Annotated in this window: 22 protein-coding genes and 1 pseudogene; 8 read left to right on the top strand and 15 right to left on the bottom strand. The window is 39.4% G+C overall.

The genetic code is table 11. The annotated features are described in order from the left end of the window. Positions 1-1,152: 1,152 nt before the first annotated feature. A complete protein-coding gene (locus I8751_RS06790) occupies positions 1,153-1,863 on the bottom strand; it encodes a hypothetical protein (RefSeq protein ID WP_214438404.1) in 711 nt (236 codons plus the stop codon). A 112-nt stretch (positions 1,864-1,975) separates the two neighbouring features. Beyond that, entirely contained in the window at positions 1,976-2,680 is a 705-nt protein-coding gene (locus I8751_RS06785; protein ID WP_214438403.1) for a diacylglycerol/polyprenol kinase family protein, read from the bottom strand. A gap of 62 nt (positions 2,681-2,742) precedes the next feature. Here I8751_RS06785 and yidD point away from each other — a divergent pair, with 62 nt between their 5' ends. Further along, on the top strand, positions 2,743-3,018 hold the full coding sequence (yidD, locus tag I8751_RS06780) for a membrane protein insertion efficiency factor YidD (RefSeq protein WP_225894008.1): 276 nt from the start codon (positions 2,743-2,745) through the stop codon (positions 3,016-3,018). A gap of 320 nt (positions 3,019-3,338) precedes the next feature. Here yidD and trpC read toward each other — a convergent pair whose 3' ends face one another. Both trpC and I8751_RS06770 read right to left on the bottom strand, forming a co-directional pair. Further along, on the bottom strand, positions 3,339-4,187 hold the full coding sequence (gene trpC / locus I8751_RS06775; RefSeq protein ID WP_214438402.1) for an indole-3-glycerol phosphate synthase TrpC: 849 nt from the start codon (positions 4,185-4,187) through the stop codon (positions 3,339-3,341). Between the two features lie 165 nt (positions 4,188-4,352). Beyond that, complete coding sequence (locus tag I8751_RS06770; protein WP_214438401.1) at positions 4,353-4,625, bottom strand: HetP family heterocyst commitment protein; 273 nt, start codon at positions 4,623-4,625, stop codon at positions 4,353-4,355. Between the two features lie 2,191 nt (positions 4,626-6,816). Between I8751_RS06770 and I8751_RS06765 the strand changes: the two genes are divergently transcribed. Next, positions 6,817-8,379, top strand: coding sequence for a sensor histidine kinase (locus tag I8751_RS06765; protein WP_225894007.1), 1,563 nt, complete (start codon positions 6,817-6,819; stop codon positions 8,377-8,379). 152 nt (positions 8,380-8,531) lie between these two features. Further along, positions 8,532-9,434, top strand: coding sequence for a response regulator transcription factor (locus tag I8751_RS06760; RefSeq protein WP_214438399.1), 903 nt, complete (start codon positions 8,532-8,534; stop codon positions 9,432-9,434). A 5-nt stretch (positions 9,435-9,439) separates the two neighbouring features. Here I8751_RS06760 and I8751_RS06755 read toward each other — a convergent pair whose 3' ends face one another. From I8751_RS06755 to I8751_RS06735, 5 genes are all read right to left on the bottom strand, one after another. Then, positions 9,440-9,763: a DUF3082 domain-containing protein gene (locus I8751_RS06755; protein WP_214438398.1), complete on the bottom strand. Its 324-nt coding sequence runs from the start codon at positions 9,761-9,763 to the stop codon at positions 9,440-9,442. 64 nt (positions 9,764-9,827) lie between these two features. Then, positions 9,828-10,775, bottom strand: coding sequence for a 4-(cytidine 5'-diphospho)-2-C-methyl-D-erythritol kinase (gene ispE / locus I8751_RS06750; RefSeq protein ID WP_214438397.1), 948 nt, complete (start codon positions 10,773-10,775; stop codon positions 9,828-9,830). Between the two features lie 51 nt (positions 10,776-10,826). Next, complete coding sequence (gene rsmA / locus I8751_RS06745; RefSeq protein WP_214438396.1) at positions 10,827-11,666, bottom strand: 16S rRNA (adenine(1518)-N(6)/adenine(1519)-N(6))-dimethyltransferase RsmA; 840 nt, start codon at positions 11,664-11,666, stop codon at positions 10,827-10,829. A 435-nt stretch (positions 11,667-12,101) separates the two neighbouring features. Further along, on the bottom strand, positions 12,102-12,233 hold the full coding sequence (locus tag I8751_RS30225; RefSeq protein WP_318780300.1) for a PIN domain-containing protein: 132 nt from the start codon (positions 12,231-12,233) through the stop codon (positions 12,102-12,104). Positions 12,234-12,280: 47 nt separating this feature from the next. Continuing rightward, the gene (locus tag I8751_RS06735; protein WP_225894006.1) at positions 12,281-12,547 is read right to left on the bottom strand and encodes a ribbon-helix-helix domain-containing protein; all 267 of its coding nucleotides are present in this window, start codon (positions 12,545-12,547) and stop codon (positions 12,281-12,283) included. 161 nt (positions 12,548-12,708) lie between these two features. On the opposite strand from I8751_RS06735, the gene I8751_RS06725 reads away from it, so the two are divergent. Together I8751_RS06725 and I8751_RS06720 are read left to right on the top strand one after the other, a co-directional pair. After that, complete coding sequence (locus I8751_RS06725; protein WP_214438395.1) at positions 12,709-13,092, top strand: Pepco domain-containing protein; 384 nt, start codon at positions 12,709-12,711, stop codon at positions 13,090-13,092. Between the two features lie 105 nt (positions 13,093-13,197). Then, positions 13,198-14,382 (top strand): SUMF1/EgtB/PvdO family nonheme iron enzyme, encoded by a 1,185-nt coding sequence (locus tag I8751_RS06720; RefSeq protein WP_214438394.1) that lies wholly within the window; start codon positions 13,198-13,200, stop codon positions 14,380-14,382. 181 nt (positions 14,383-14,563) lie between these two features. Here the strand turns inward: I8751_RS06720 and I8751_RS06715 are convergent, their stop codons facing one another. From I8751_RS06715 to I8751_RS06690, 6 genes and pseudogenes are all read right to left on the bottom strand, one after another. Then, positions 14,564-14,827: a hypothetical protein gene (locus tag I8751_RS06715; RefSeq protein WP_225894005.1), complete on the bottom strand. Its 264-nt coding sequence runs from the start codon at positions 14,825-14,827 to the stop codon at positions 14,564-14,566. Positions 14,828-14,945: 118 nt separating this feature from the next. After that, a pseudogene (locus I8751_RS06710) lies at positions 14,946-17,129 on the bottom strand (PAS domain-containing sensor histidine kinase). 146 nt (positions 17,130-17,275) lie between these two features. Then, positions 17,276-18,754, bottom strand: a complete 1,479-nt coding sequence (locus tag I8751_RS06705) for an integrase (protein WP_214438393.1) — start codon at positions 18,752-18,754, stop codon at positions 17,276-17,278. Between the two features lie 117 nt (positions 18,755-18,871). Beyond that, the gene (locus tag I8751_RS06700; RefSeq protein ID WP_214438392.1) at positions 18,872-20,428 is read right to left on the bottom strand and encodes a GMC oxidoreductase; all 1,557 of its coding nucleotides are present in this window, start codon (positions 20,426-20,428) and stop codon (positions 18,872-18,874) included. A gap of 114 nt (positions 20,429-20,542) precedes the next feature. Next, positions 20,543-21,058, bottom strand: coding sequence for a DoxX family membrane protein (locus I8751_RS06695; protein ID WP_214438391.1), 516 nt, complete (start codon positions 21,056-21,058; stop codon positions 20,543-20,545). 85 nt (positions 21,059-21,143) lie between these two features. After that, on the bottom strand, positions 21,144-22,658 hold the full coding sequence (locus tag I8751_RS06690; RefSeq protein ID WP_318780299.1) for an NAD(P)/FAD-dependent oxidoreductase: 1,515 nt from the start codon (positions 22,656-22,658) through the stop codon (positions 21,144-21,146). Positions 22,659-22,960: 302 nt separating this feature from the next. Here I8751_RS06690 and I8751_RS06685 point away from each other — a divergent pair, with 302 nt between their 5' ends. The 3 genes from I8751_RS06685 (at position 22,961) to I8751_RS06675 (ending at position 25,192) form a co-directional block, all read left to right on the top strand. Next, positions 22,961-23,470, top strand: a complete 510-nt coding sequence (locus I8751_RS06685) for a DM13 domain-containing protein (protein WP_214438390.1) — start codon at positions 22,961-22,963, stop codon at positions 23,468-23,470. A 31-nt stretch (positions 23,471-23,501) separates the two neighbouring features. After that, complete coding sequence (locus I8751_RS06680; RefSeq protein ID WP_214438389.1) at positions 23,502-24,299, top strand: SDR family NAD(P)-dependent oxidoreductase; 798 nt, start codon at positions 23,502-23,504, stop codon at positions 24,297-24,299. Positions 24,300-24,394: 95 nt separating this feature from the next. After that, positions 24,395-25,192: an MIP/aquaporin family protein gene (locus I8751_RS06675; RefSeq protein WP_214438388.1), complete on the top strand. Its 798-nt coding sequence runs from the start codon at positions 24,395-24,397 to the stop codon at positions 25,190-25,192. The last annotated feature ends 45 nt before the right edge of the window (positions 25,193-25,237 follow it).

Raw genomic sequence — 25,237 nt, 5'->3', positions numbered from 1 at the left:
CTTATTCATACAGGAGGAATACGAAAATTCCTGTAAAAATGGGTCTTTAGTGTGATATTTACTAAATGGCAATATCAGCTGCTAATAGTAGCCACAATCCTGTTTTACGATCAGTTATAATCGTCAAAGGGGAATGAGAAGGGTATGCGCGACACGCAAAAATTATCTTTCTCAAATCTCAAACGTGGATAATGCGTTGAGACCACGGAGGAAAACGCTCAAACTCCCTCAAAGTCCTCACTTACGTTGAGCGAGTAGCAACAACCTCCTCCAGTCCCCTTTTTTATATTTAGCACAAGGATTGCAGAGATTTACTCGCAGATTTGTCGTTCAATGCATCTAGTTAAAGTCCTAAATCTTACAAAAAGAAAAAGGCACCAAGGCTCTAGCAGTATTTAATACCATAACTACTAACTGGTAGGTTTTCAGTTAGGATAAGAAACCACGTTAGTACAACTATTGAATATCTAGGAATCTCTACTTAACTAAGTGTTGTGTTGCCTAAATATACAATGATAGTTGCCAAAGTTAAGCTTGTGAATCAAGCCTAAAACATTTTGTGCTGTATTATTCTAATCAAGGAAATTGCTGTTGTTGCTTTAGGGATAAGAAGTGCTTGTACCCTGTAAAGCGGCGAGGTGCTAGAGCAAAATTGCTGCAACTCATTTCAAGATCATCGTTCAGCGAGAAACAGTTGTTGTTGATCAAAGAACGCGATTATTTTATATGACATGATTGTTAGCCTCACTTACACAATCAGATAGACAGACCACCTAAGTACTCAACTATAAGCACTGTTTGTCAGGAATTCATAAACCTAGAGATAGAAATCAAAGTTGTATATTTACTCCTCAAAGTAGATATAAAAACTTCTATTTTTTATAGATATACGAATGTCTCCAGAGGTAAAATAGCTAATTGTCGATGCTTTTGAAGCTATCTGGAGTATTTAAACGAATATTCATAGAGTTTATGATCAAAGCTCATAGAAAAATAAACCCTACACGTACCATTTTTTTTCGCTTAAAAGTTTGAATATGAGGTAGTATAGTTGGTCAATAACCACTTAAAGCAGTGAAGTCACAAAGTATACTAAAAACCTCTCTTTGTTGTAAAGAGAGGTTTAATGATCACGAGAACACCAATTTATTTTTATTGAGAAATACTTAAGAAATCAGCTAACTGCCGAAGCTGCTGCTGCTGCTGGTTAAATTGCTTTTGTTCTGGTGTTAAGATATCGCTGTCAATTGGCTGGCGCATATCCCATTGCCACTCAGCCAATATAAGTAAACTCATCATGATGATGATGCCAGTAGCAAGAAACTGCCATTGACCAAAACAAGGCATAACTGCAATTCCCAACAGATGAATCATTGCTGTTATCAAAAAAGTACGCGATCGCAAAGCCAACGCTGTACACAAGTAACCAATACTACTCAATCCCAACCATAAGGGACACAGACGCATCAAAACTTCACCCCAACCACAAAAAATGCTTGCGTCGGTGATTAAAACACCCCCTAACATCAAAATCACCCAACAATATACAAGCCAACGCACTTTTTCTACACTTACCCAAAACCAAGTCAAAATTACCATGCCTATGGTACCGACGAAAGTCAGTACTGACCACAAAACTGCTTGTGTATACCAACTGATGGGTAGAAATTGGGCTGTCAGGAACATACCTGGACATATTAGACCCCATAAGATAAAGACCTGATCTATGCGGGTGTAAAGCCCAGACAAAACTCTCAGTTGACCAATTTTTAAATTGAAGCGTACTAAGCCTTGCAAGTCTTGAATATCTAAAGCTTCCTGTTTATCACGCAGTAGTGGTTGAGAGATGGGTAAAACAGTCATTCAGAATTTTTATTTAAAATAAAATCATTACTTGGTGAAGTTTAACAAATAATTTAATATTTTTTAACTAAAATTCTGAGAAGTGGGCGATCGCTACCAACTGAATGTGCTATCAAGTTGGCCATAGCTGAAATAAGGCAAAAGCAAGGGCTGCACTACCTAAAGGAACTGTCAAATTATCAACACCTAAAAATGATACGGCTTCTAAGCCAGTAGCTACTAAAGCAACCGCCAGTGAGACTACCCAAGTTTGCCAGGTGTTTCCTTCTACACCCAACAAAATTAAGCTGCTGACCAGATAGCTGACTAAAGCCATAGTAAAGGAGCCTTCCCAGCTTTTTTGCGCTCCGAATATTTTATACTGATGTTTACCAAAACGTTGCCCAATCAAGGCCGCTAGTCCATCGCCCCATGCCATCACCATAATTCCTATGGCTGCATACTGCGGCTGTTGCAAGTGCCAAAAATAAGCAACTAAAATGCCTACACTGACAGCATAAAAAAATGTTCCTAAACTTTGACGACCGACGCTATTAATACCAGGGAGAATAGGAAATCTGTATGACAACAAGGTAACGGCACTCGCTAGAATTGAAGCCGTAATGCCTACACTCGCAGGTACATCAAGCCACCAAGCCAGCAAAATTACATTGCCAGTACCAATATGAACAATCTTGCGTAAGATTTCTGGCTCACCATTGGCGAAACGTTTTACCACCCATGCGATTAGGAGGACGAGTAACACCCAAACTGCAACTATTGTAATTTGCAGCCACAAAGATGGAATTGAGGTTAAACCGGGAACTGAAGTAAACAAAGATCTTACAAGATGGGTAATTTTTACCTTTGTTACTAATTTATAAGATTTAGGCGATTGCAATGAAATTATTATTGATTTGGCTGATTCGGGGCTACAGAATGTTTATTTCGCCACTGTTTCTCCCGACTTGTCGCTTTCAACCAACTTGTTCAATGTACGCCATCGAAGCAATTGAAAGGTTTGGTGTGTGGCGCGGTGGCTGGATGGCAGTTCGGCGCATTTTGCGTTGTCACCCATTTCATCCAGGTGGTTATGACCCTGTACCAGAGTTACCAGCAACGGTTACGGGGCATTGTTGTCATTTTGAAAGGGAACAGGAAAATTCCCATAACTAACTATAGGACTCATATTTGATTTCTGAACAAAACTCAGTACACTTTCTTGAAAAGTTCTCCGGCAGGAGTATCTCCCCGGCAGACTTTCCGCTTTATTTCTTCTTACCTATTCCCTGTTCCCTGTTCCCTTACTACGCAAATGATTTCAGGAATCAAAGCAGATTCCTATAGTACAGTGGGCGCGGAAATAAACCACCCATTCCAAATCAATGAAAAGTTTGCTCTTGGGGGAAACCTCAAGAGCAAACTTTTCGCTGTATTCGTTTTTAATTTTTAATTTTTAATTTTTAATTTTTAATTTTTAATTCCGCCTCGCGCTACTAGGCAGGAGGAGCAAGTTTCATCAGATGACGCACGGCTTGTTCTATATCTTGTTCTTTTATTAAAGATTCTCCTACAAGAACCGCATGTGTACCAGCCTCGCCTACCAGTAATAAATCATTATGTGTGTACAATCCTGACTCACTGACAATTATCACACCCAAGTCTTGTAATTGCGATCGCCTAGCTGCGATTAATCTTTGAGTTGTGCTGGTATCGATTGTAAAATCTTCTAGACTCTGATTGTTAATTCCTATTAAACGAATATCGTCTAGCTTCAGTACCCGATCTAGTTCCGTCAAGTTATGGACTTCTACTAAAGCGTTCATCCCCAAATAATGAATCACTCGCAACAAGTCTTGGAGTTCCCTATCTGTCAAAATGGCGGCGATGAGTAGTACTGCATCTGCTCCCGCTGAGCGTGCTAAATAAATTTGGCACGGGTCAATGATAAACTCTTTGCACAGTAGGGGTAAAGATATTTTCTGGTGGATTGCACGCAGACTTTCAAAACTGCCATGAAAGAATGATGCTTCAGTGATTACAGATATACAAGCAGCACCACTTCGTTCGTAAGCTTTGGCGATCGCTATTGGGTCAAAGTCTGCTCTGATAATTCCATGAAGTGGTGATGCTTTTTGGATTTCTGCAATCAGACTGGGTCGATGAGGACTCTGTTGCAAGGCTGTCAAGAAATCTCGCACAGTTGGAGCCGCAGTTAATTGACGTTGTAAGGAAGCCAAAGACATCTGTTGGTGCATTTGTATGACTTCTTGCTTTTTGTGCCACACAATCTCTCTGAGAATGGGTTGCAGACGGGTATTAACAGGAGTGAGTGGGTAAATCATAAGCTGCGACAAATCTGGAGATGGGGTGACTCAAAAAGTATGAAGTATGAAACCGCGTTCCTACCCTGGGGGAACTTCTCCGCCTAAACTAAAAATTTTTTATTGATCAAACTTGTTGCGAATATTGAGATTGTATTCACTACTTAACAGTAGGTGATTACGAGTCTAACTAATCCAGTTTGGCTTCATGTCAAAAACTTCTTTATTTTCAACTTCTTTCATCTTAGAACCATCTGTTAAGTAGTTATTTTTTAGGAGTCGAATATAGGTGCGATAAGGTATATAGTCTATAGGGTTATAGCCAGAAAAACGTAGAATTAAGACACATGCCCAGGAATATTTGCCGGCAATAATTGCTTTAATTATCTGATCGATTTGTTCGGTATTGATTTTATTACCAGTCTGGGAACTATAAGTAGTATTCATTCTTTGATGCATAATCTTTCCTCATTTGGTAAAGTTTGCAATTTTGAATGTAGGCAATTGTTCCGTGAAGATTGATGTTTTATTATCTAAAATCGAAAATTATGTTTTTTGAAAGTCTGTCGACTGTCTAGTAGGATAGCAAACCTTTGATGATTACAAAGGGGTTTTAGAAATAGGGGTAAATTTAACCAGTCAGCATTTTTATCTGCCTAATAAATATCTAGTTAAATCAGCCCCTACGAATGACCCGTATTGCAGAATTAGCTTCTTTTTTAAGACTACTCAATCTTCAGCAACAGATACATGTCTAATTTTTTGGTAGACTTATCTTTTTTTTCTCTTTTGTAGTTTATTACTTGTTGTAAACGAAAAATTTTGTTGAATACTATTTTTTATAAAACTTGGAAATTATACAAATTTACATTTAGACATAGAAAAATCTCAATCTCCAGACTCTTTTTTGATTTTGTCTTTTTAATTTACCATTTCTACTTGTTCAGATACTAATTTAGTATGCCTCGGTCATTACAGTAGCATATACTACAAATTATACTGAACTTAACCCTGATCAGTTTGATTCGCTTATGATCAGTATAAGTAAAAACAAAGTATTTAAAAAATGTGCTTATAAAAACAGTAGTACGTAGATTACATACGTAGTGATCATGCCAAATATTAATGAGCAAACAATATTTTAAATTTCATTTAGCCGAAATTACACGATAATTGTTACTTATAAATTAACTTAACCATTTAGTACACAAGTGATAAAACATACTTTATTATTACCCAGGAAAAAATTTACACATGTAAAAACTGAGTAATACCCCGCTGTCACAGATGCCTAAAATCAAGTTACCAAAACCCTCGCTAGGATATGAGTCATTTAAGACTTAAAAGCTTTCTACATCAGGTAATTTTAATTGTGAATAAAAATATGAGTGAGTTGATTCAAGGCTAATAGCTTGATAATAGCATTATTTCAGCCGTGTTTTAGTACTCAATATCGCTTCAGTCTAAGATTTTGTGTTTATCAATACATTTACTCTTAACATTTTTTATTTCTTTTGAAAGATGTTTTAACAATATACATGTGATGTTTAATAAAAATGTATTCCCTATGAAAGATGACTTAGCATATTATTATGTAGTTAAATCCCTGAAAGAGTAGAAGTAAAAAATATAAAATTATGGACAAAAAAACTTCGTTTTAACTTAAAAATGAAATGTTAAAAACATCTAAATTTGAATTGGAATAATAATATGAATCGTGATGCAAAGATAAAATTATGTCGGTACTCTTTATTTGTAAATAAAAAATAATTCAACTTATTTAATATTGCTGTCTTAAAATGTTGACTCACCTATTTAATTTGGCTGAAATTAGTTATATATAGTTTTCTGTATGCAAGTGCATAAAAGACTGAATGTGATTGCAAGTTGTTTATGACTATACAATCTAATTTTGTCTTAACTATCAACTTATTTATAACAAGTAATTTATATTAAATGAATAATAAAAAAACATTGTTTCTTTATGTAACCAATATTAAAGTGTTCACTCAATATTGGTAAAATCATATTTACAATAACATTGTTAAGTATTTTTCGCTTTAATTCGTTCTTCGATAATTTAGTAGTGCAATCAGGGTTTTAAATGATTCGGATTAACACTAATTAATGGCTATAGTACCAATTGATTTAAAGGAGTGGTGAAAGTGTAGTCTGGTAACTATTACGTTCGTTCAATCTAAATTTCAATTGGCGCTACAGCCATAAGCAAAGTTGAAATTTGCTGATTTCTTGGTCAATGAAGCTATAGGGCAAGGGGGTTTTTCTTTTTTATGAGTAGCCTCGAAGCTGATAATAATATCACTGCACAAATGAGAGCTTTGGGGCTATTTTTCCTACCCCTTAGAGGTTGTTTGAAAAGTCTAATTTATTACTCGCCCTGGCGACTAGAAGTCGCGCGCCACTTGCTTCTCCCAAGGGTAGACGCTGCGCGAACAAGTCGGGGAACCGCAAGGGCGCAGTGGCTTGGCTACACGGACAGGACGCGTAGCGGCTTCCCTCCGGGAAGGCCACCTGCGTGGGTTTCAAACCCTTGTTTTTACATTAGTCCGCGCAGGCGGGCTTTGTTTGTGTAGTAGCGAATTATATTCGCCCAAAACTTTTCAAACATCCTCTTAAAGGGATGTGCTTCTTGCCGACTTTCGCTGACGAAGTAGTAGAGTTAAGAATGCAAAAGTGGTTTGATGAATTAAATGATGCTATAGAGTATGTACAACAGGAAGTTTGTGAATTGCAGAAGAAGGAGACAGAGTTAGAAACATCTGTTTCTTTACTGCGTTCTACTCTGGAATCTACTGCCAATGGTATTGTTGCAGTAAGTTTTGCCGGTCATATCGAGAGCTTTAATCAGAAATTTGTGGATATGTGGCAAATCCCAGATTCACTGATGCTGTCTAGGAATTTTCTTCAAGTAAGTACCTTTTTCGAGAACCAATTAAAAAACCCAGAAGCTTTTCTTGCAGTTCTGGAGAAGGTATCCGTCCAACGTGATTTTGAGAGTTGCGATATTCTAGAACTAAAGGATGGGAGAATCTTCGCTCAATACTCTAAACCTCAGTGTTTGGATAACGAAATTATCGGTAGAGTCTGGAGTATTTGGGATATTAGCGCAGTTCAAAAGACTAAAAATGCATTATGGCTAAATGAAGCTATATTTTGCACTTTGGCAGAAACGACGGATGCTAATATTTTTGTAATTAGAGGTTCGCATCTATCATACGTCAACCCCGCCGTGGAGGTACTTACTGGCTACACAAAAGAGGAACTATTAACTGGCTTTGATATTGGCCAACTGCTCAAGAATAAAGACTCCGAATATCAGGAGATATCTATTTTAACAAAAGATGGTACTGAGCGCTGGCTGGCTTGTACAGTTGCAATGTTTGATTTCGAGGGTACGCCAGTGGAAATGATTGCAGGTATTGATATCACTGATTCCAAACAGGCAGAATCAGAATTCCGTCAGGCTTTAGAACAAGTAAAGCAACTAAGCGAACAAAGAGCGAATTTTGTTTCTATGGCTTGCCATCAATTACGCACGCCACTGAATGTTGTTTCAGTCTCTAATAGCTTACTGCAAAAACGTATTGATGAACGAACAACAGCAAAAATGCGATCGCTACTTGATCACATTCAAACAGCTGTTGAAAAGCTCAGCCAGATGTTAAATGATATCTTGTTATTTGCACAGGCAGAAGCAGCAAAACTCAACTTCGAGGCCAAGCCACTTGATTTGGTTCGGTTCTGTAATAAGTTAGTAGCACAAATGCAGCTCAGTAGCGCTCAGAATCCCATCAATTTTGTGAGTCAATATAACTCTTTAAGCGCTGATGTGGATCAAGAACTTCTAGAGCGTATTCTGAAGAACTTGCTCGACAATGCCATTAAGTATTCTCCAACTGGTAGCGCGGTTGATTTACAGCTTACTTGTGAACACGAGAAAGTAATTTTCCAGGTAATTGATAGAGGAATTGGTATTCTAGCAGCAGACAGACAAAGACTTTTTGAGCCATTTTATCGAGGTAACAATGTTAAGAATCTATCCGGTACTGGACTGGGTTTATCGATTGTCAAAAATCTTGTAGATTTATATGGTGGTCAAATTACTATCGAAAGTGAGGTTGGTATAGGTACTACTGTGACTGTTGTGTTGCCATCGATGAAACCAAAGCTCACTTCTATACAAATTTTTTAAGTACCTAAACAAAATTAATTATACATTTTCTATGTTCCCTATTCCCTGTTCCCTTTCTGCTACTGATAACTTTAATTCTGCCTAACCACTGATAGCTGACTCAGCACAGAGTTTGGTCATTATTCCCTGCCAAAAATTCTAGTGAGAGAAAAATGATGCATAAATCGTCGAAAACAATTCTCGTAATTGAAGATGATGCTCCTACCCGCCATCTTTTCTTAGACATTCTTGAGGCTGAAGGTTTTGACACAATAGGTGCTGAAAATGGTCTAATTGGCATTGAAAAAGCACAGAAGCATTTACCAGACTTGGTGATTTGCGATATTGCTATGCCGGATATGGATGGTTACGGTGTTTTGAATACGCTGCGTCAACATCCTATAACAGCAGTTATTCCCTTTATTTTTCTTACTGGTAGTGACACTAAAGCATCTGTTCGTAAAGGTATGGAACTGGGAGCAGATGACTATCTTACCAAACCTTCTACAGTAAGCGAGTTACTAAGAGCGATCGCAATCCGATTAGAAAAAAAACAAGCTATCCTCAAGTACTGGTATGCTACCAAATCTCATCAGACCTTACCAGTACTACCTACAAACACTACTTCGCCCGTAACTTCTGAGTCCTTCTTTCCATCGTTTCCCCAACTCAAAGAAGTTTTCGATTACATTGAGGCTAACTACGATCAAGGAATTACTTTATCTGATGTGGCTGATGCTGTTGGTTATTCAGCAGCTTATTTAACCAGTAGAGTTGCAAAACAAACGGGAGAAACTGTCAACGGCTGGATTGTTAAGCGCCGCATGGCAGCAGCACGTCCCTTATTGCAGGATACTGATCAGACAATCGAGCAGATTGCTATAAAATTGGGCTATCAAAATGCATGTCATTTCTCCCGCCAATTTCGTCAATATCATGGGCTACCTCCCAAAAATTGGAGAAAACAACATCAAAATCAGCAAAATCAAATTTTTCAGGCTTCGCGAAACAAGAATTTGCAACTAATCAATAGTCGTTCTCAATTGGGAGATTACATACCTTTCAATCTTGGCTAAAAGTTTTAACTGCTTTTGGGCTTTGTCAGCTGCTGAATTATTGATTGTATTGCCAAAGCCAACAAACCGATTGCCACTATTCCAAATATCCCACTTCCTAAAGCAAACACACCTACAACTAGGGTACGAACAGCAGAGGAAATTTTCCACACTAATGGATTATCTGAATGGATCGGTTTGGTGGCAAAATTGGTAGCGATCGCAATCATCAATGAATATACTGCAAAGCTTAGTCCTCCTGAAATTACTGCTCCAGTTACACAGCGTACTAGACTAGCTGGAGCCTGTGTTGGATTTTCTGTTTGTGGTGTTAAATTTGGGTCACTCATTTTAGATTGGGAAATGGGGAATGGGGCATGAAACCAGATGAAATCTGAATTTCTTAATTACGAATTACGAATTACGAATTATTATGCCGTGTGTAGTCATCCGGGTCACGAATAATTCTAAATCTTCGTCAGGAATGGCTTCTCTAATTTTTAATTTAACTGCTTGTGCTTGTTGTTCAGACTCTGTGAGTGCAAAGACTGTTGGCCCAGAACCAGACATCATTGTTCCTAACACTCCTTGTTGATTGGCAAATAGTTCTCGCAGTTGCAGAACTTGGGGGTACTCTGGCAATACTACACGCTCTAAATCATTGTGCAGTTTTTGGGCAATTTCTGTGGCATCTTTTTTAAGGATAGCTTTGACCATTTCTCCCGAATGAACTGCACTAGCACGCGCTGCCAAACTTTCGTCTCTCAAATAAGAACTGCCAAACTGTTGACGATAGGTTTTGTATGCCCAAACGGTGGAAACTTCTAAGCTGCGATATTTAGCTAATACTATATATATGTGATCTAAACTTGGTAAAGGAGAAAGTTGTTCACCTCTACCTGTGGCGATCGCTGTACCACCAGCTACACAAAATGGTATATCTGAACCTAGAGTAGCGCCCAGTTCTTCTAATTCTGACTGAGTTAATCCCAATTTCCACAATAAATCTATTCCTACCAAAACTGCTGCGGCATCTGTTGAACCTCCTGCTAACCCAGCAGCTACAGGAATATGCTTTTTGACATTAATTTCTACACCGCCATATTTACTAAAGGCTTCGGGAAATTGCGTTGTCATTAGTTCGGCTGCCCGGTATGCCAAATTACTCTTGTCTGTTGGTAGTTGTGGATGGTTACAATGAACGCGGATAGTGTCAACGCTAAGGGAACGCACTTCAATTTGGTCAGCCAAGTCAATGCTTTGGAGGATCATTGCCAATTCGTGATAACCATCAGGGCGGTTGCCAATGATTTCTAAGTATAAGTTGATTTTGGCAGGGGCAGTTAAGGTGTAGGAACGCATATTCAGTTATCAGTTGTTAGTTGTTAGTTGTCAGTTGTCAGTTGTCAGTTGTCAGTTGACTTCTAACTCATTAGCTAGTGTTACCCATTGCTGAATGCTGAGGTCTTCAGCCCTAGCTTGGGGATTTATTTCTAATTGTTCCAGTAAGTGGGTCAGGCGATCGCGATCAACGACTGATTGCAAGTTATTTCGTAACATTTTACGTTTGGCTGCAAACCCCAATTTCAGTAAGTTCTCAAACTTTCGGGGGTTAATGGCTGGCGTTGCTATCTGCCTTGGATGCAACCGCACGACTGCTGAGTCTACTTTTGGTGGTGGGTAAAATGCACTGGCTGGTACTGTACAAATTAATTCACACTCAGCTAAATACTGCACTCGTACACTTAAGGCTCCAAATGCTTTCGACTCTGGTTTAGCATATAACCTTTCTGCTACTTCTTTTTGTACTAGTAACACTATCGAGTCAAAGGGTTCTGGATTAGGATTACTGATAGTTCCCAATAATTTTTCAATAATTGGCCCTGTGATGTTGTAGGGAATATTAGCTACTACTTTATTGGGATTTTGAAAGTTGGAAAATGCTGCTAAATGAGATGGTAAATCTAGAGTGAGAAAATCTCCTTGCAGCAGTAAAAAATTTTCAGTTTTACCTAGTTGCTTTATTAAAAGTTTGCACAAATCAAAGTCTATTTCTACTGCAACTAGAGATTGCACCAAAGGCAATAAACGACGCGTCAGAATGCCAGTACCTGGGCCGATTTCTAAAATGCGTTCACCTGAGGTGTTGGCGGAGCCATCGTTTGGCTGACACGCTGCGGCCTTCACAATTGCATCTAATGCCTTTTCACTTTTGAGCCAATGCTGAGCAAATATCTTGCGCGGTCGTACCATTTATTTTCCTTGCTATATCTAGGTTTCAGATTTTTGAGAAAAACACGTTTCTTACTTTTTTCTTACTTTTGATTGTAAATTTTTGTTATCTCTAGCAATATTTAGCATGACAAAAATAATTATTTGTGATATATAACCATTATCTTTGAGGATGGCGATCTCTTCACCACAATTATGTCTCTACAATACAGTTAGCAACGCCTAAAATTGGGTTTAGACTTCCTTCCAATCTTCAATTTGTAATCCATTCACCCAACTAAATTCCCTCATATTGTGCGTAACTAACGTTAAATTATGCACTTTAGCAATAGATGCAATTTGCAAATCATAAGGGCCGATAGGTGTACCTAAAATTGCCAATTCAAACCGAATTTCACCAAAAAATTTAGCGGCTGCATCATCAAAAGGCAGAGAAACACAATTATTGAGAAAAGCTCACTGTAAAGCCAAAGTGCGTTGAGGAATTCTGCTTCTGACTGCACCATAAAATAATTCTGCCTTTACAACTGAACAAACAGCAATATCCTGTGGTGACAAAGATTCTAACCGTCGCCGTACACCAGACATTGGACGATTGAGATAAACAATGCAAGCATTGGTATCTAATAAATAAATTACTCTAACGACTCTCGCATCTCATACTCACTTTGGGGATATCTCATCAGAGGTTCATTTTGTAAACAACCAGCCGTTTGTTCAAAAAAATCAGCAGGCCAGCCTAATTCTTCTGGTGTTTTTGGCTGTACTGCTGCTTCAGCGTGACCTTTGGCGGCAAAAGTTCTGAGAGCATCGACAATTACTTCCGTAGCCGTTGCATATTTACCACTTTCAATCTGAGCTTGGATGAATTGCTCCAGTTCTGGAGTTAAGGACACATTCATAGATAATTGGGCAAGTATTTTTCTATAACCATTGTAAATAATCAGTGCATAGGCAAGCTTATGGTGAATATCGCCTCAATCACCCTAATCACAATATCCGAAAAACGCCTCATACCTTTGTATATATTTATGAGAAAATGCAAATAAACACTTAATGTAATATGTCAGAAACACCTTCAGACTCCATTTGGATTGTTACCGATGAAATGCCTCAAATATCCATACCTGAAGGCGTTAAAGGCGGAACTACTACACGGGGAAGTTGGGGAGATGAACCCACAAGAGATACTAATCACAAAGTGGTAGGAGATGCCGTTAAGGTTAGCGCTGAGAAATTAGAGCAAAATATGACTGGCTTTTTGCAAGTCGTAGGGCGCTTATTTAGTCGTGCAGAACAGCAAGTAAATTCTAAAATGCAGCTAGAAGAAATTGAACTATCGGTAGAAATTAGCGGCGAAGGCGAAGTTAAATTAATTGGTAGTGGTGCAAAAGCTAGTGGTAAAGGAGCAATTAAGCTAACTTTCAAACGGCAAGAGCCAAAGTGAGATGTGGCTCCGCGTTTCTGCGCCTCTGCGTTAAAAAATTATCTTGCCCTAACACCAAAAAATTTGGCACAATAAACCAAAATCCCCACTACCAAGTCAAAAACCATGCCCACGACTGGTACAACCCTCCGCAACCGCTATAAAATCATCAAAATCTTAGGAAGTGGCGGATTTGGCGACACCTACTTAGCTGAAGACTTAGACTTACCCAACCATCCCAAGTGTGTAGTCAAACACCTAAAACCCAACTCCGACCCAGCAGTATTACAAATCGTTAGAAGATTATTTGATAGCGAAGCCCAAGTTTTGTACCGCTTAGGTAATGATAGCGACCAAATACCGCGACTGTTTGCCCACTTTGAAGAACAAGGCGAATTTTATTTAGTCCAAGAATTTGTAGATGGGGAAGACCTAAGCGAAGAAATTAATCCTGGTAAGCGATTGAGTGAGAAAGAAGTCACAAAACTACTACAAGAAATACTAAGCACTAGTACAACTACAACACCATTCGCAAATCCGGTAACGAGTGAACCTGTCATCCAGACTCCTGCTTCCTCAAATAACTTACAAACCTTTCAATTTGAAACTGTGACGGTGAATGCACAAGGAAACATTACTAACCGCCGCAATCAACAAGCACAATATTTCGTTGAAGACTTGGGGAATAGTGTCAATTTGGAAATGGTGCAGATACCAGGGGGAACCTTTACGATGGGTTCACCAGCAGGGGAAACGCAACGAAAATCAGATGAAAGTCCGCAGCATCAAGTTACAGTACCTCAGTTCTTTATGGGGAAATATGCAGTCACCCAAGCACAGTATCAAGCAATTATGGGGACAAATCCTTCCAGCTTCAAAGCTGATAAACGACCTGTAGAACAAGTGAGTTGGGATGATGCGGTAGAGTTTTGTCAAAAATTGAGTCAAAAGACAGGAAAAACCTATAGGCTACCCAGCGAGGCTGAATGGGAATATGCTTGTCGCGCAGGAACAACTACACCATTTTATTTTGGTGAAACAATTACCACCGATTTGGTTAATTACAACGGTAAATTCTTTCCTTACGGCTCTGCACCAAAAGGTAAATATCGTCAACAAACAACAGATGTAGGAGAATTTCCGCCTAATTCTTTTGGTTTATACGATATGCATGGTAATATATACGAATGGTGTCAAGATATATATAATGATAATTACCAAGGCGCGCCAACAGATAGTAGTGCGTGGTTAATTGGTAAAGATAATGACATAAAGCTGCTACGTGGCGGTAGTTGGGCTGGCTTTGCCTAGCATTGCCGTTCTGCCGAGCGCGTTAAGCGTACGCGCGCGAGTAGTAATGACATTATTTGTTTTCGCGTGGTGTCTGAAGTTTCGCTTCATTGAATTCAATACCCCGACGTGCAAAATATTTATGAATGTTGATTTGCACAAATAAGTCTTTGAGTTCGTCAGCAATCTCTTGGGGTAGGTTTCAAGATAAAGCGATCGCAATTAAACGTTCAGCAGTGTGAATTTCACCACAGTCAATTCCCAGAGTTGCGGCACTACGATGCAATACTGAACGAGTTGGTTCTGCTGCCAAATCACCTGCAATTAACTCTGCTGCCGATCTTTCTTGTTCAAAAGCTTGCCTGGACAATTGGGAAGCTAAAGGTAAGTCACCTCTAAGTTTAGCAACCTGTGCCATTTCCGCTAAATTCATTGCTTGTTGATGTAACTCTTGAATTTGACTCATTTTTTTACTATGAATATTAAAGGGTTACTGAACTCAACCAATGCTGCACCAAATGCTGGGGTAATGGCGGGTAATCCTTCCTTGAGTTTGGTGATTACCAATTTCTTCGAGTTAGAATTCATCGAATAGCTTTTTCCCCATTATCTGTTACGAGAGTGTCAAGCGATCGCCGTAGAATCATTAAGGTACTGTCAATACCTTCATGAATATCGACCTGCTTAAATTCTGCTTCATCAAGGCGGGAAAAGTTCCGCAGCGACAGGACGATTTCACGAATACGTTGGGTTCCTACACGCATAGATTTGAGGAGTTTAATTAAATCTTCCTTGAGGAAATCAAGTTCAATGACTGCGATTTCTGCTTGAATTTCTTCTGGAGGATAGGGAAAGTGTAATTGATAAAGTTCTACCAATCGCAACAAGTCTTGGGCATATTCACTGGCTGGAATCAGATTACCGTGAATAAAGTTGACCGGATTATTAATTTCATGAGCGACCCCTGCAACCATACTACCTAGTGAGGACATTTTTTCACTGTGGATGAGTTGGGCTTGAGTGCGTTGTAGTTCGCGCAGAGTATTTTCTAAATTTTCGGCTTATTGTTGCAGTTGAATTTCGGCTTGTTTGCGTTCGGTAATATCGGTTGACACACCCAAAATTTGCTTAATTTTTCCATCTTCAGCGCGGTTAAATGGCGTTTCTCGACTGTACAACCAACGCCATTCACCATTAGCTTGTCTTACTCGGAATTCTAAGTCAAAAATATCACCATCTTTGGCTATAAGGAAATTTTGTAAGTGAATTACAACTTTTTCCCAATCGTCTGGATGAGTAATTTTAAGTAGAATCTGTGTTCCCATCCGTTGAATTGCTTCGTGGGAGTAGCCAAGAATTTTGGCGATTTCATGGTTTGCATAAACATTACGCTGTTCTTCTAGGTCAAAAATGTAGAGAATATTAGGAGAAGAGTCGGTAATGCGTTGAATGAAGTGTTGACTGGCTTTGAGCGCTTCTTCTGCTTGTTTACGTTCACGAATGTCGCGAGTAATGGTTGCCATATACAAAGGCTCACCAGTCTCTGTCCTCTTAATCACAAACATATTGTAATCAACTGGGATTACTTCTTCAGTCTCAAAATGTCGGAAACAATGTTCACCCTGCCATAAACCACGTTCTATGACACTAGGTAGAATGCGCTGCTGTAAGTCTTCTCTGTCTTTTGGTAAGAAAAAGTCAAGTATACTGATGTTTTCAAGGGTTTCTAAATTCTCAATACCAACTAACTTTCTTCCAGCTTCGTTGACAAATATTGGTTGTCCGTTTATATTGCCAAAACCAATAAAATCACTGCTATTTTCAATCAAAGAAACGAAGGTTTGCCGTTCTTGTTCAGCTTGCTTGCGTTCTGTGATGTCAGTCACTGTAACCATGAGTTGAGAAATGCGCGAAGCGCTGTGTAAAAGAAGCATTATATTTAAGAGCCAACAAGTTTCTTTGTCATTAGCCCAGAAAGATTCCTCAAAGAAAATGCTCTTACCCAACTTGATACATTTTTTGTAACGTTGGCGATACTGATGTGCCATATCGGCAGCTAGCGCCTCTGCAATTGTTTTTCCTAAGAAAGGTTCCAAAGGAACGGGACTCATACTGAGGATAGCGGGATTGAACTTAACGAAACGAAACTCTGCCCCATCATCTAAAATATCTAAGACATAAATACCGTAATCTACACCTTTCCAAATGCTTTGCAAAAACTGGGCTTGCTCTTGAAGTTTTTGCTCTGTTTGTTTGCGATCGCTATTTAGTCGTTTGAGTTCTGCTTCTGCCTGTTTAAGAGCAGTAATCACTTGTGTGAATATGATAATACCGCCAATTTCACCTGAGTCTTCGTACCAAGGATTTATTTCCCACTTTATCCAATCAATTGTCCCGTTTGCACGGAGAAAGGTCTCTTCTTGCGATTTCTCAACGGCTCCTGCTAAACAGCGTTGGTGAATTTCTCGCCAATCCGAAGAGATTTCCGGAAAAATATCGTAATGAGAACAACCAATGATGTTGCGATCGCCTAGGTTGTAATCTTCTCTCCAGCGACGACTCGCCAGCAGGTAGTGCATCTGACGATCAAATATAGCGATCGCCGCAGGTGTATTGTCAATCAATAAACCCATCTGCTCTTGGCTATATTTGGGGATAGTTGAAGACTGGGCCTGCTCCAAACGGGCTACTACCTGACGTATTTCTATCAGCTCCTGTTGAAGAGATTCATACGTATTTTTATCTACAGTAATGAGATGATGAGCCATAGTTTCGCTACTGACCAACTAGAGTGTCTGAAGTTGACTTCAGTATTTATGTTGCCCAATCTTAAATAAAGACAATCAATTACTGAGTAAAATAAACAAAAGCTGACAATTTTGGTACATAGCCTTACACGAATTTTTCGATATATTTACATCTCTTGGTTCATTAATTCACCTAATTGATGCTTAATTAATAAACTTTTTAATGTTGCATTTTCAGTTTTTAGCGCAATATTTTCAGCCTCTAATTCATTAATTCTCTCTTTTAGAGCTTCTTTTGTTGTACCTTGTCTATGAATAACTACTTCTCGATAAATTTCTAAATTAGTATCTTCATTCATCCATCTTTGATAAGTCCTAGTATGCTCTTGGACTGTGTGACCCATATAATCAGCCATTGTCTTAATGGGAACTCTCAATCGATGACCACGTATCCCATAAGCATGACGCAAATCATAAGGTCTAAAGCCAATATCAGAAGTTCTAAATTTGATATGAATTTTAGCTGCTTTATTACTTAAAGTCCCTTCATTATAAGGTAATTTCACATCCTTAAGATTAAATAATTCCACCCAATGAGGATGTAAAGGTGGAATCCCACAACTGCGTTCGCCAGTCTTAGTACCTTCTGTGAGCTTGGGATTTAAACTAACTAAATGGAAAGTATTTGCTGAGTCTGTAAATGCTTCTATATCTACAGCAAATAATTCATGAGGTCTTAACCCATAAGTTGCTAACATCCCATAAGCCCATTGCCATTGTTCAGGTTGTGTCATGTGATCTTTACTAGCATAAGCTGATAAAGGCGCTCCAATTTTGAGAAATCCTTGCATAATTTCTTCATCAGCAGGTATTTTGCGAATAGTAGGCTGAGGTTTAGGAGTTGTATAAGCATAAATAGTTTTCAAATCATCAATTCCGCAGAATTCGCAAAACTTTTTCAGTTGCCAAACCAAAAAAAACCTCGCTGATGTATTAGCTTTAGTTTTCTCTAATGCTGTTGAAAGTGCTTCTATAGACATCGGCACATCTAGAGGTAACTTTTTGAGATGCCGCATGTAATGACTTTCCCAAGTACGTATCCCTTGCCTATTCTTTTCATGAGTTTTCCAAAACTCACATTCATATTCTTGAATCAATTCACCAATGAATTTAGAAGATTTTTTTTCATCTATAGGCCATATTTTTTGGGACTGCTTACCTAGTAATTCTGGAGTCCACTGGAATTGTTTGGTAATTAATAATAAATCTAATTCCCGTGCTTTCAGAACTGCCATTTTTACCCCAGTATCATTAGTAGCAAAACCGCATGAAATGGTATACTGTTTATTAGGACTACCACATTTACCGACATCACCAGGCCTACAAGGAAAAGTCCCTTGTAAACCTATAGTTTTCAAACTAGTTAGCTTAAGTTTAATTTTGACTCTATCTAAACTTAATGCAGAATTAGCTTGCTGAATAGCATATTTGATTCTAAGATACTCACGCTCTATTTTAATATTTTCATCTGATGCAGTGTATTTGGGTTTCCACTGCTTCCATTTGGATGGTTCCCATTGCTCAATCGATATACCATCCCATACAGTTTTACGAGGATCGTAAGTGCCGGATTCATGGCTGGGCATAAACTTTATCTGACTATAATTTTCAGTAGTTTAACTTACATTTTTATTTGCAACTGACCACTGACCACTAACTACCGACAAAACTCCATCCCTTCATGGATAGAGTTTTTATACATGTTAAAGCATCCGTTCAATGAGGCGATCGCCTACACGTAAAGCATTAGCAATAATTGTTAAAGTAGGGTTAACAGCAGCACTAGAACGAAAGAAACTGCCATCTACCACATACAAATTATCAATGTCATGGGTACGACAATTGATATCTAATACTGAAGTTTTGGGATCTTCACCAAAGCGACAAGTACCACACTGATGTGCTACACCTTGCAACGGTAGTTTTTTGCGGAAATAAAAGGAAGCAGGAATAATCCTTTCGCCACAACCAATCATTTTCAGTACTTGCGTCCAGCGGTTGAGAAGACGATTGTAGGCTTCGGTGTTATTCTCCGTGTAATTTAACTGTATAGAATCATTCCGGAGTGTAACGCGGTTGTTAGGATCGGGCAAATCTTCAGCAGTTAGCCACCAGTCTACCGAACGAGTAGCGATCGCTTCAAAAGTATGTCTTTCTCTAAACGATACTCCTAAAACAGATGGAGACTCCTGAGCAATCATATCTGCATTTACTTTACCCAATAACTGTATATGTCCCATAGGATAATCGAAATCTTGATCACCCCAATAAAAATCGTTGATTGCCAAAGTCTTTTGAAATGCAGTCAAATTGGACTTGAGACTAACTCCAATGATGGCTCCGTTTTGATGTTTCATTAAGTTTCGTCCTACTTGATCCGAACTATTTGCTAATCCATTTGGATGGCGATCGTTAGCCGAACGCAATAGCAAAGCTGCTGAATTAATTGCTCCACAAGAAACAACTACAATATCACTAGAGAACAGATGAATTTCGCCATTAATTTCTGTTTCTACAGCAGTCACTTCTCGCCCAGAAGAACTGGTATGTAACCGTTGTACCTTAGCATTAGTGATCAGGGTGACGTTATTATAATGCTCTGCTGGACGTATACAATTCACATCTGCATCTGCTTTCGCGTCTACTAAACAAGGAAACCCATCACAAGTGTTACAGCGAATGCAAGCACTCAAACGACGATTTACCTCATTTAGTTTAATTGCCAGTGGCAAATAAAACGGATGATAACCTTCTGCTTCCAAAGAATCGTGAACCTCTTGAATACGGGGTTCGTGGTTAATAGCAGGATAGGGATATTCTTCAGTTGCAGATGGCTCAGTTGGGTCTAAACCTCGCTGACCATGAACTTCATAAAGCTTTTCAGCTTCGGTATAGTAGGGTTCAAAATCGCGGTACTTCAACGGCCATTCTGGAGAAATACCACCCTTATGAATTACCGAATCAAAGTCTTGTTCACGCCAGCGAAACAGCGCACCACCATAAACTTTGGTGTTACCACCTACAAAGTAGCCTGTACCTGGATGAATAGCTTGTGCTTTTTGGTCATACCAAACTTCATCAGTGTGATAGCGGTCTTTCTGAACCACTTCAACTGTGTCCCAGTTGGCTTTCTCACGAGGTAAAAAAGAACCACGTTCCAAAATCAGAATTTTTTTCCCAGTGGGAGCTAGGCGATAAGCAAGTGTACCGCCACCTGCGCCAGTACCAATGATAATCAAATCGTAGTGTGAAGTAATCATGAGTTTTATGTATGCTACGCAGGTCAGTTGTTAGTTGTTAGTTGTTAGTTGTCAGTTGTTAGTTGTCAGTTGTCAGTTGGTTTAATACCCCATCGCATCATCCCTTGATCGGTTTTACATCTCGTCGTTAGCAACATTCAGAGTATAGTCATCTGCTGCTTGGGCACGACGACGGCTCATTTTCTGTTCGTGAGCATCGTAGGCAATACACATCCAAATCAAAGTCATGAATAGGATGTTTTTGTTAAAGCTTTCTGCTGCATTAGGAAATAAGCTGCCAGCAGGAATAATCCCAAATGCCAAAATGATGCTGAATGTCATCAAAATCAGTAGTAGCCCTGTCCACCGCACCCAATAGTTGAGGGCAAACAATGCACCCAAAATAATTTCAGCTAAAGGTAGCAACCAGCCATAAGGAACAGCGATTAACCAAGGCAATGGCCCCATACCTTCCCATCCCGGCGGAATCCCAGGGCCAATTATTTGAAGTTTCTGAGTGAGGACAGTTTGGTAAAAACCATTAGGAATACTGAAATTGAGATAGTTAGCAATTCCAGAGATGAAGAAGAAAACGCCCATCGTCACACGATTGACAACAAAAGCCGTCCGGAGGTTGAGTAGGTATTTCATAAGTAAACTCCTCAGAGATGAAATTAGGTTTGAATAGTTTGTAATGTGGAAAGTACCTCAAAGTGGCCTCATATCCCTGCGTTCTTTATCGAGAAGGGGGTACAAGCCAATCAAGTAACGTTGGTATACCTGTCCAACCAAGGTTTTGCTGAAATTGCATAGGTTGAGCAGCCCGCCAGACGAGAGGAGTTGTCAAAATAATTGCAGCAGCAATAGTTGCAATCCCAGAGAGTAAAGGCGTTTGTCCGAGTTGCATATAGGTAATGGAACGATCGCGCTGGAATAATTCGTCAGTCAGCCACTCAGTTGTGACTTTGCGGTTATGTGCAGAGTTTGGTAACAGTTGTAAATATGTTGCTTCTCGGATGAAATGACCCGGTTGTCCTTTAATCTGGACTTTATTGAACAAGTTTGCCACACCTTCATTAAGTCCTAGTTTCATCAAAGTACCCCGCATTTGGATTTCTATAGGAATGGCGGGTTTACCTTCCTCCAGACGTTGGAGATTTTGAGCGATCGCTTTTCCCTGTTGATAGGCGACTTGGGCGGTGGGTGGTTGGGGATTGCTACTATTTGTGGCACAGTCTCCAGCCGCGAAGACTTCGGGAAAATTCAGGAGTTGCAATGTTGATGTTACCAGTAACCGCCCTCGGTTGCTAGGAACTGTTAACTCCATCAACAGAGGATTAGGAGCAGTGCCAGCTGTCCAGACGACTGTTCCAGCTTGTAAAATCTGTGTTTGGTTGTGTTGCTGGTACTCCACACCTTGGGGCTGAATCCTAGTGACAGCCGCATTAAATAGAAAATCCACAGGAATTACGCGGCGTTTGAGGGCACGTTGTGCTATGTAGCGTAAATGGCTATTCACATCTCCTTTAAGGATTTCTTGGCTGCGGTTAACTAGGACAACCCGAACTTCGCTAGCATCACCGCCCAATTCGTCGTACCAGATAGGCAACAAATCTGCTAATGTACACGCTAGTTCAATACCAGCCGGCCCTGCACCAATAATGGCAGTAGTCAACAGCAAACGACGATGTTGAGAGTCTTGAGTTTGGATTGCTTGGTGCAGCTTGCGGCGCAAGTGTTTTCGTAGAGCGATCGCCTCTTCCCCAGATGTAAACGGCATTGCACATTCTGCCGCACCGGGAGTATCAAAGTAGGTTGTTTCGCTACCCAATGTTAATACCAAGTAGGCGTAATTAAAAACTTTTCCAGAAGCGACAATAACTCTGCGTTGATTGAGATGAATCGATTTCACTGCGTTTTGCACAAAGGTTACATTACTACCAGTTAAAAGCTCTTTATAGCGTGGATAAACTTGTTTGCTGTGCAGTTCGCCGCTGAGCAGTTCATATAATAACGGTTTAAAACTGAAGCGATCGCGCTGTTCTATTAAAATAATTGGATGAGAATAATTTTGCTGGCTTAAGTGTAAAGCTGTAAATAGTCCAGCGAAGCCACCACCCAGGATGACTGTGGGATGAGACGCTTGCTGCATAGGTATTAAGAGTTGCTTTAGTGAACTGCTCTTAGTATCGCGGCGCTCAGTAACTCTTAAGTGATGAAAGAATAAACCTTCGCTGAGAAATTCTTTCACTGCTTTCTCAGCAATAATTCAGACATAACTATAACTTACACACACTCCACGAATTCTTGGCGTTCTTGGCGTCTTGGCGGTTCGATGAATTAAGGTTTTTGGTGATTTTTGCGTAAGTCCTAATAACCTGAAAATTTAAAACTTGCTGAGAATTCCATAAGATAGATCTAAACAAAATATCAGCTTTCTAGGTATTAATTTTTAGCTATCTATAATTTTCAAGCTAATTATTTCAGTAATAATCAGTTTAAACTTAAAGCTACGAGCTACATAGCTGAGTAATGTATTGAGGAATTTAAATCATGAAAATCAGAGATTTATTAATTTGGGGCTTGTCTTATTTTATGCTAGTTAGCTGTGTTCAAGAAGTTTCAAACAACCAACCTAATGAAAGTCCTATTCCCGTGTCTTCAACTCAGACGAAGCCTTTAACCCAGTCAAAACAATCTCAAGATTCAACTGTGATCAAGTCAGGCACGTTTGTTTCTGGAGAACATACAACTCAAGGAACAGCCCGTATTACTAATAAAGATGGTAAATCCTTTATAGAGCTTGACCAGTCATTTAAAACTTCTGAACTAGGGCCAGATTTGGTAGTAATTTTACATCGTTTAGATAACGTCATCAATTCAACTAAGCCACCATCATATCCTCTAAAAGAGGGAGACTATATGATCATTGCTCCCTTACAAAAATATAGTGGCGCTCAAACATATCTCATTCCTAACAATATCAATTTAGCAGACTACAAATCTGCGGTTATCTGGTGTCGTAAATTTAATGCTACTTTTGGTGCTGCTAATTTAATTTAGGCAATATCAATCAATCACAAGGAACAAGTTTATGAGACTAGATGGCAAAGTTGCTTTAGTTACTGGTAGCAGTCAAGGAATTGGACAAGGAATTGTTCTTTGTCTTGCTCAAGCAGGGGCAAATGTTGTGATTAACTATCGTTCTCACCCAGAAGGAGCAGAGGAAACTTTAGCCAAGGTAGAAGCTATTGGTGCTAATTGTCATCTAGCTTGTTGTCCCCAGTCCTATGGTTACACACTCCAGGCAAACTTGGGTAGTGTTGATGAAATACGTCAACTAATTGCAGAAAGTATTAAGCATTTTGGCAAGCTAGATATTCTAGTGAACAATGCTGGTATTGAAAAACATGCAGCTTTTTGGGATGTTACAGAAGCAGATTATGACGCTGTGATGAATGTCAACTTAAAGGGTGTATTTTTTGCTACTCAAATCTTTGTACAACATTTGATTGAAACTAAACGAACTGGAAAAATTATCAATATTAGTTCGGTGCATGAAGAACTACCATTTCCTAATTTTACTGCTTACTGTGCTAGCAAAGGCGGGATGAAAATGCTTACTCGTAACTTGGCAGTTGAGTTAGGTGCTTTGGGTATTACGATTAATAATGTTGCACCAGGAGCAATAGAAACTCCTATTAATACGAAACTGTTGAATAACCCAGAAAAGTTGGGTGCGCTATTACAAAATATTCCTTTGGGTCGTTTGGGTCAACCACAAGATGTTGCTTCCTTGGTGAAGTTTCTCGCTTCTGCTGAGGCTGACTACATTACAGGTAGCACTTTCTTTGTGGATGGTGGACTACTTTGGAACTATCAAGAACAGTAGAATATGTTGCTAGATTTATTGTTGAGCAGGTTGTGCAACACGCAATCGCCTAGAAACCGAACTAATCAATATAAAAAATATCGCGATCGCCACAGATGATGCAAGCACTACGGAGACATTATCCAGAATACTTGATGGAAGCTGCGGGATTGGGTATCTTTATGCTTTCTGCGGGGCTAGTAACTGCACTAATAGAGCATCCAAGTTCACCAATTCGACAGGCAATTACTGACTCACTTTTACGACGGTTCGTCATTGGTGTGGCGATGGGATTAACTGCTATTTTTATTATTTACTCTCCTTGGGGTAAGCAATCCGGCGCACATATCAATCCAGTTGTCACTTTAACTTTCTTCCGTCTTGGCAAAATTCAGCGGTGGGATGCAATTTTCTACATCCTGGCTCAGTTTTTGGGTGGATTGATGGGACTACTGTTAGCAGTATCAGTATTTAAGAATGCACTCACCAATCCATCTATAAATTACATTGTCACAGTTCCCGGTTCAGGTGGTGCAGGTGTGGCATTCTTGGCTGAACTAATAATTTCTTTTGGAATCATGTTAATGATTTTGTTTGTATCCAATACTCCCAAACTAGCACCATTTACAGGGATATTTGCTGGGGTAATGATTGCAATTTACATTACCGTAGAAGCACCATTATCTGGTATGAGCATGAATCCAGCGCGTACCCTAGCATCCGCAATTCCTTCTCATAATTGGACAGCCATTTGGGTTTATTTCATCGCACCACTTTTAGGGATGTTTTTGGCAGCCGAAGTTTATGTAAAACTCAAAGGAAAAAGGGCTGTACGCTGCGCCAAACTCCATCACCATAACAACAAACGCTGTATTTTTCGCTGCGGCTATCGTGATAAGTTTCCCAATTCCTGATGCATATCACAAAGGAAATTACTATGACCTCTGTTTTGTCACTTT

Origin of the sequence: Atlanticothrix silvestris CENA357 (assembly GCF_016056295.1) — a bacterium.
Classification (GTDB): Bacteria; Cyanobacteriota; Cyanobacteriia; order Cyanobacteriales; family Nostocaceae; genus Atlanticothrix; species Atlanticothrix silvestris.
The sequence above is the reverse complement of the archived record's forward strand: the minus strand, read 5'-3'. Positions and strand labels throughout refer to the sequence as shown.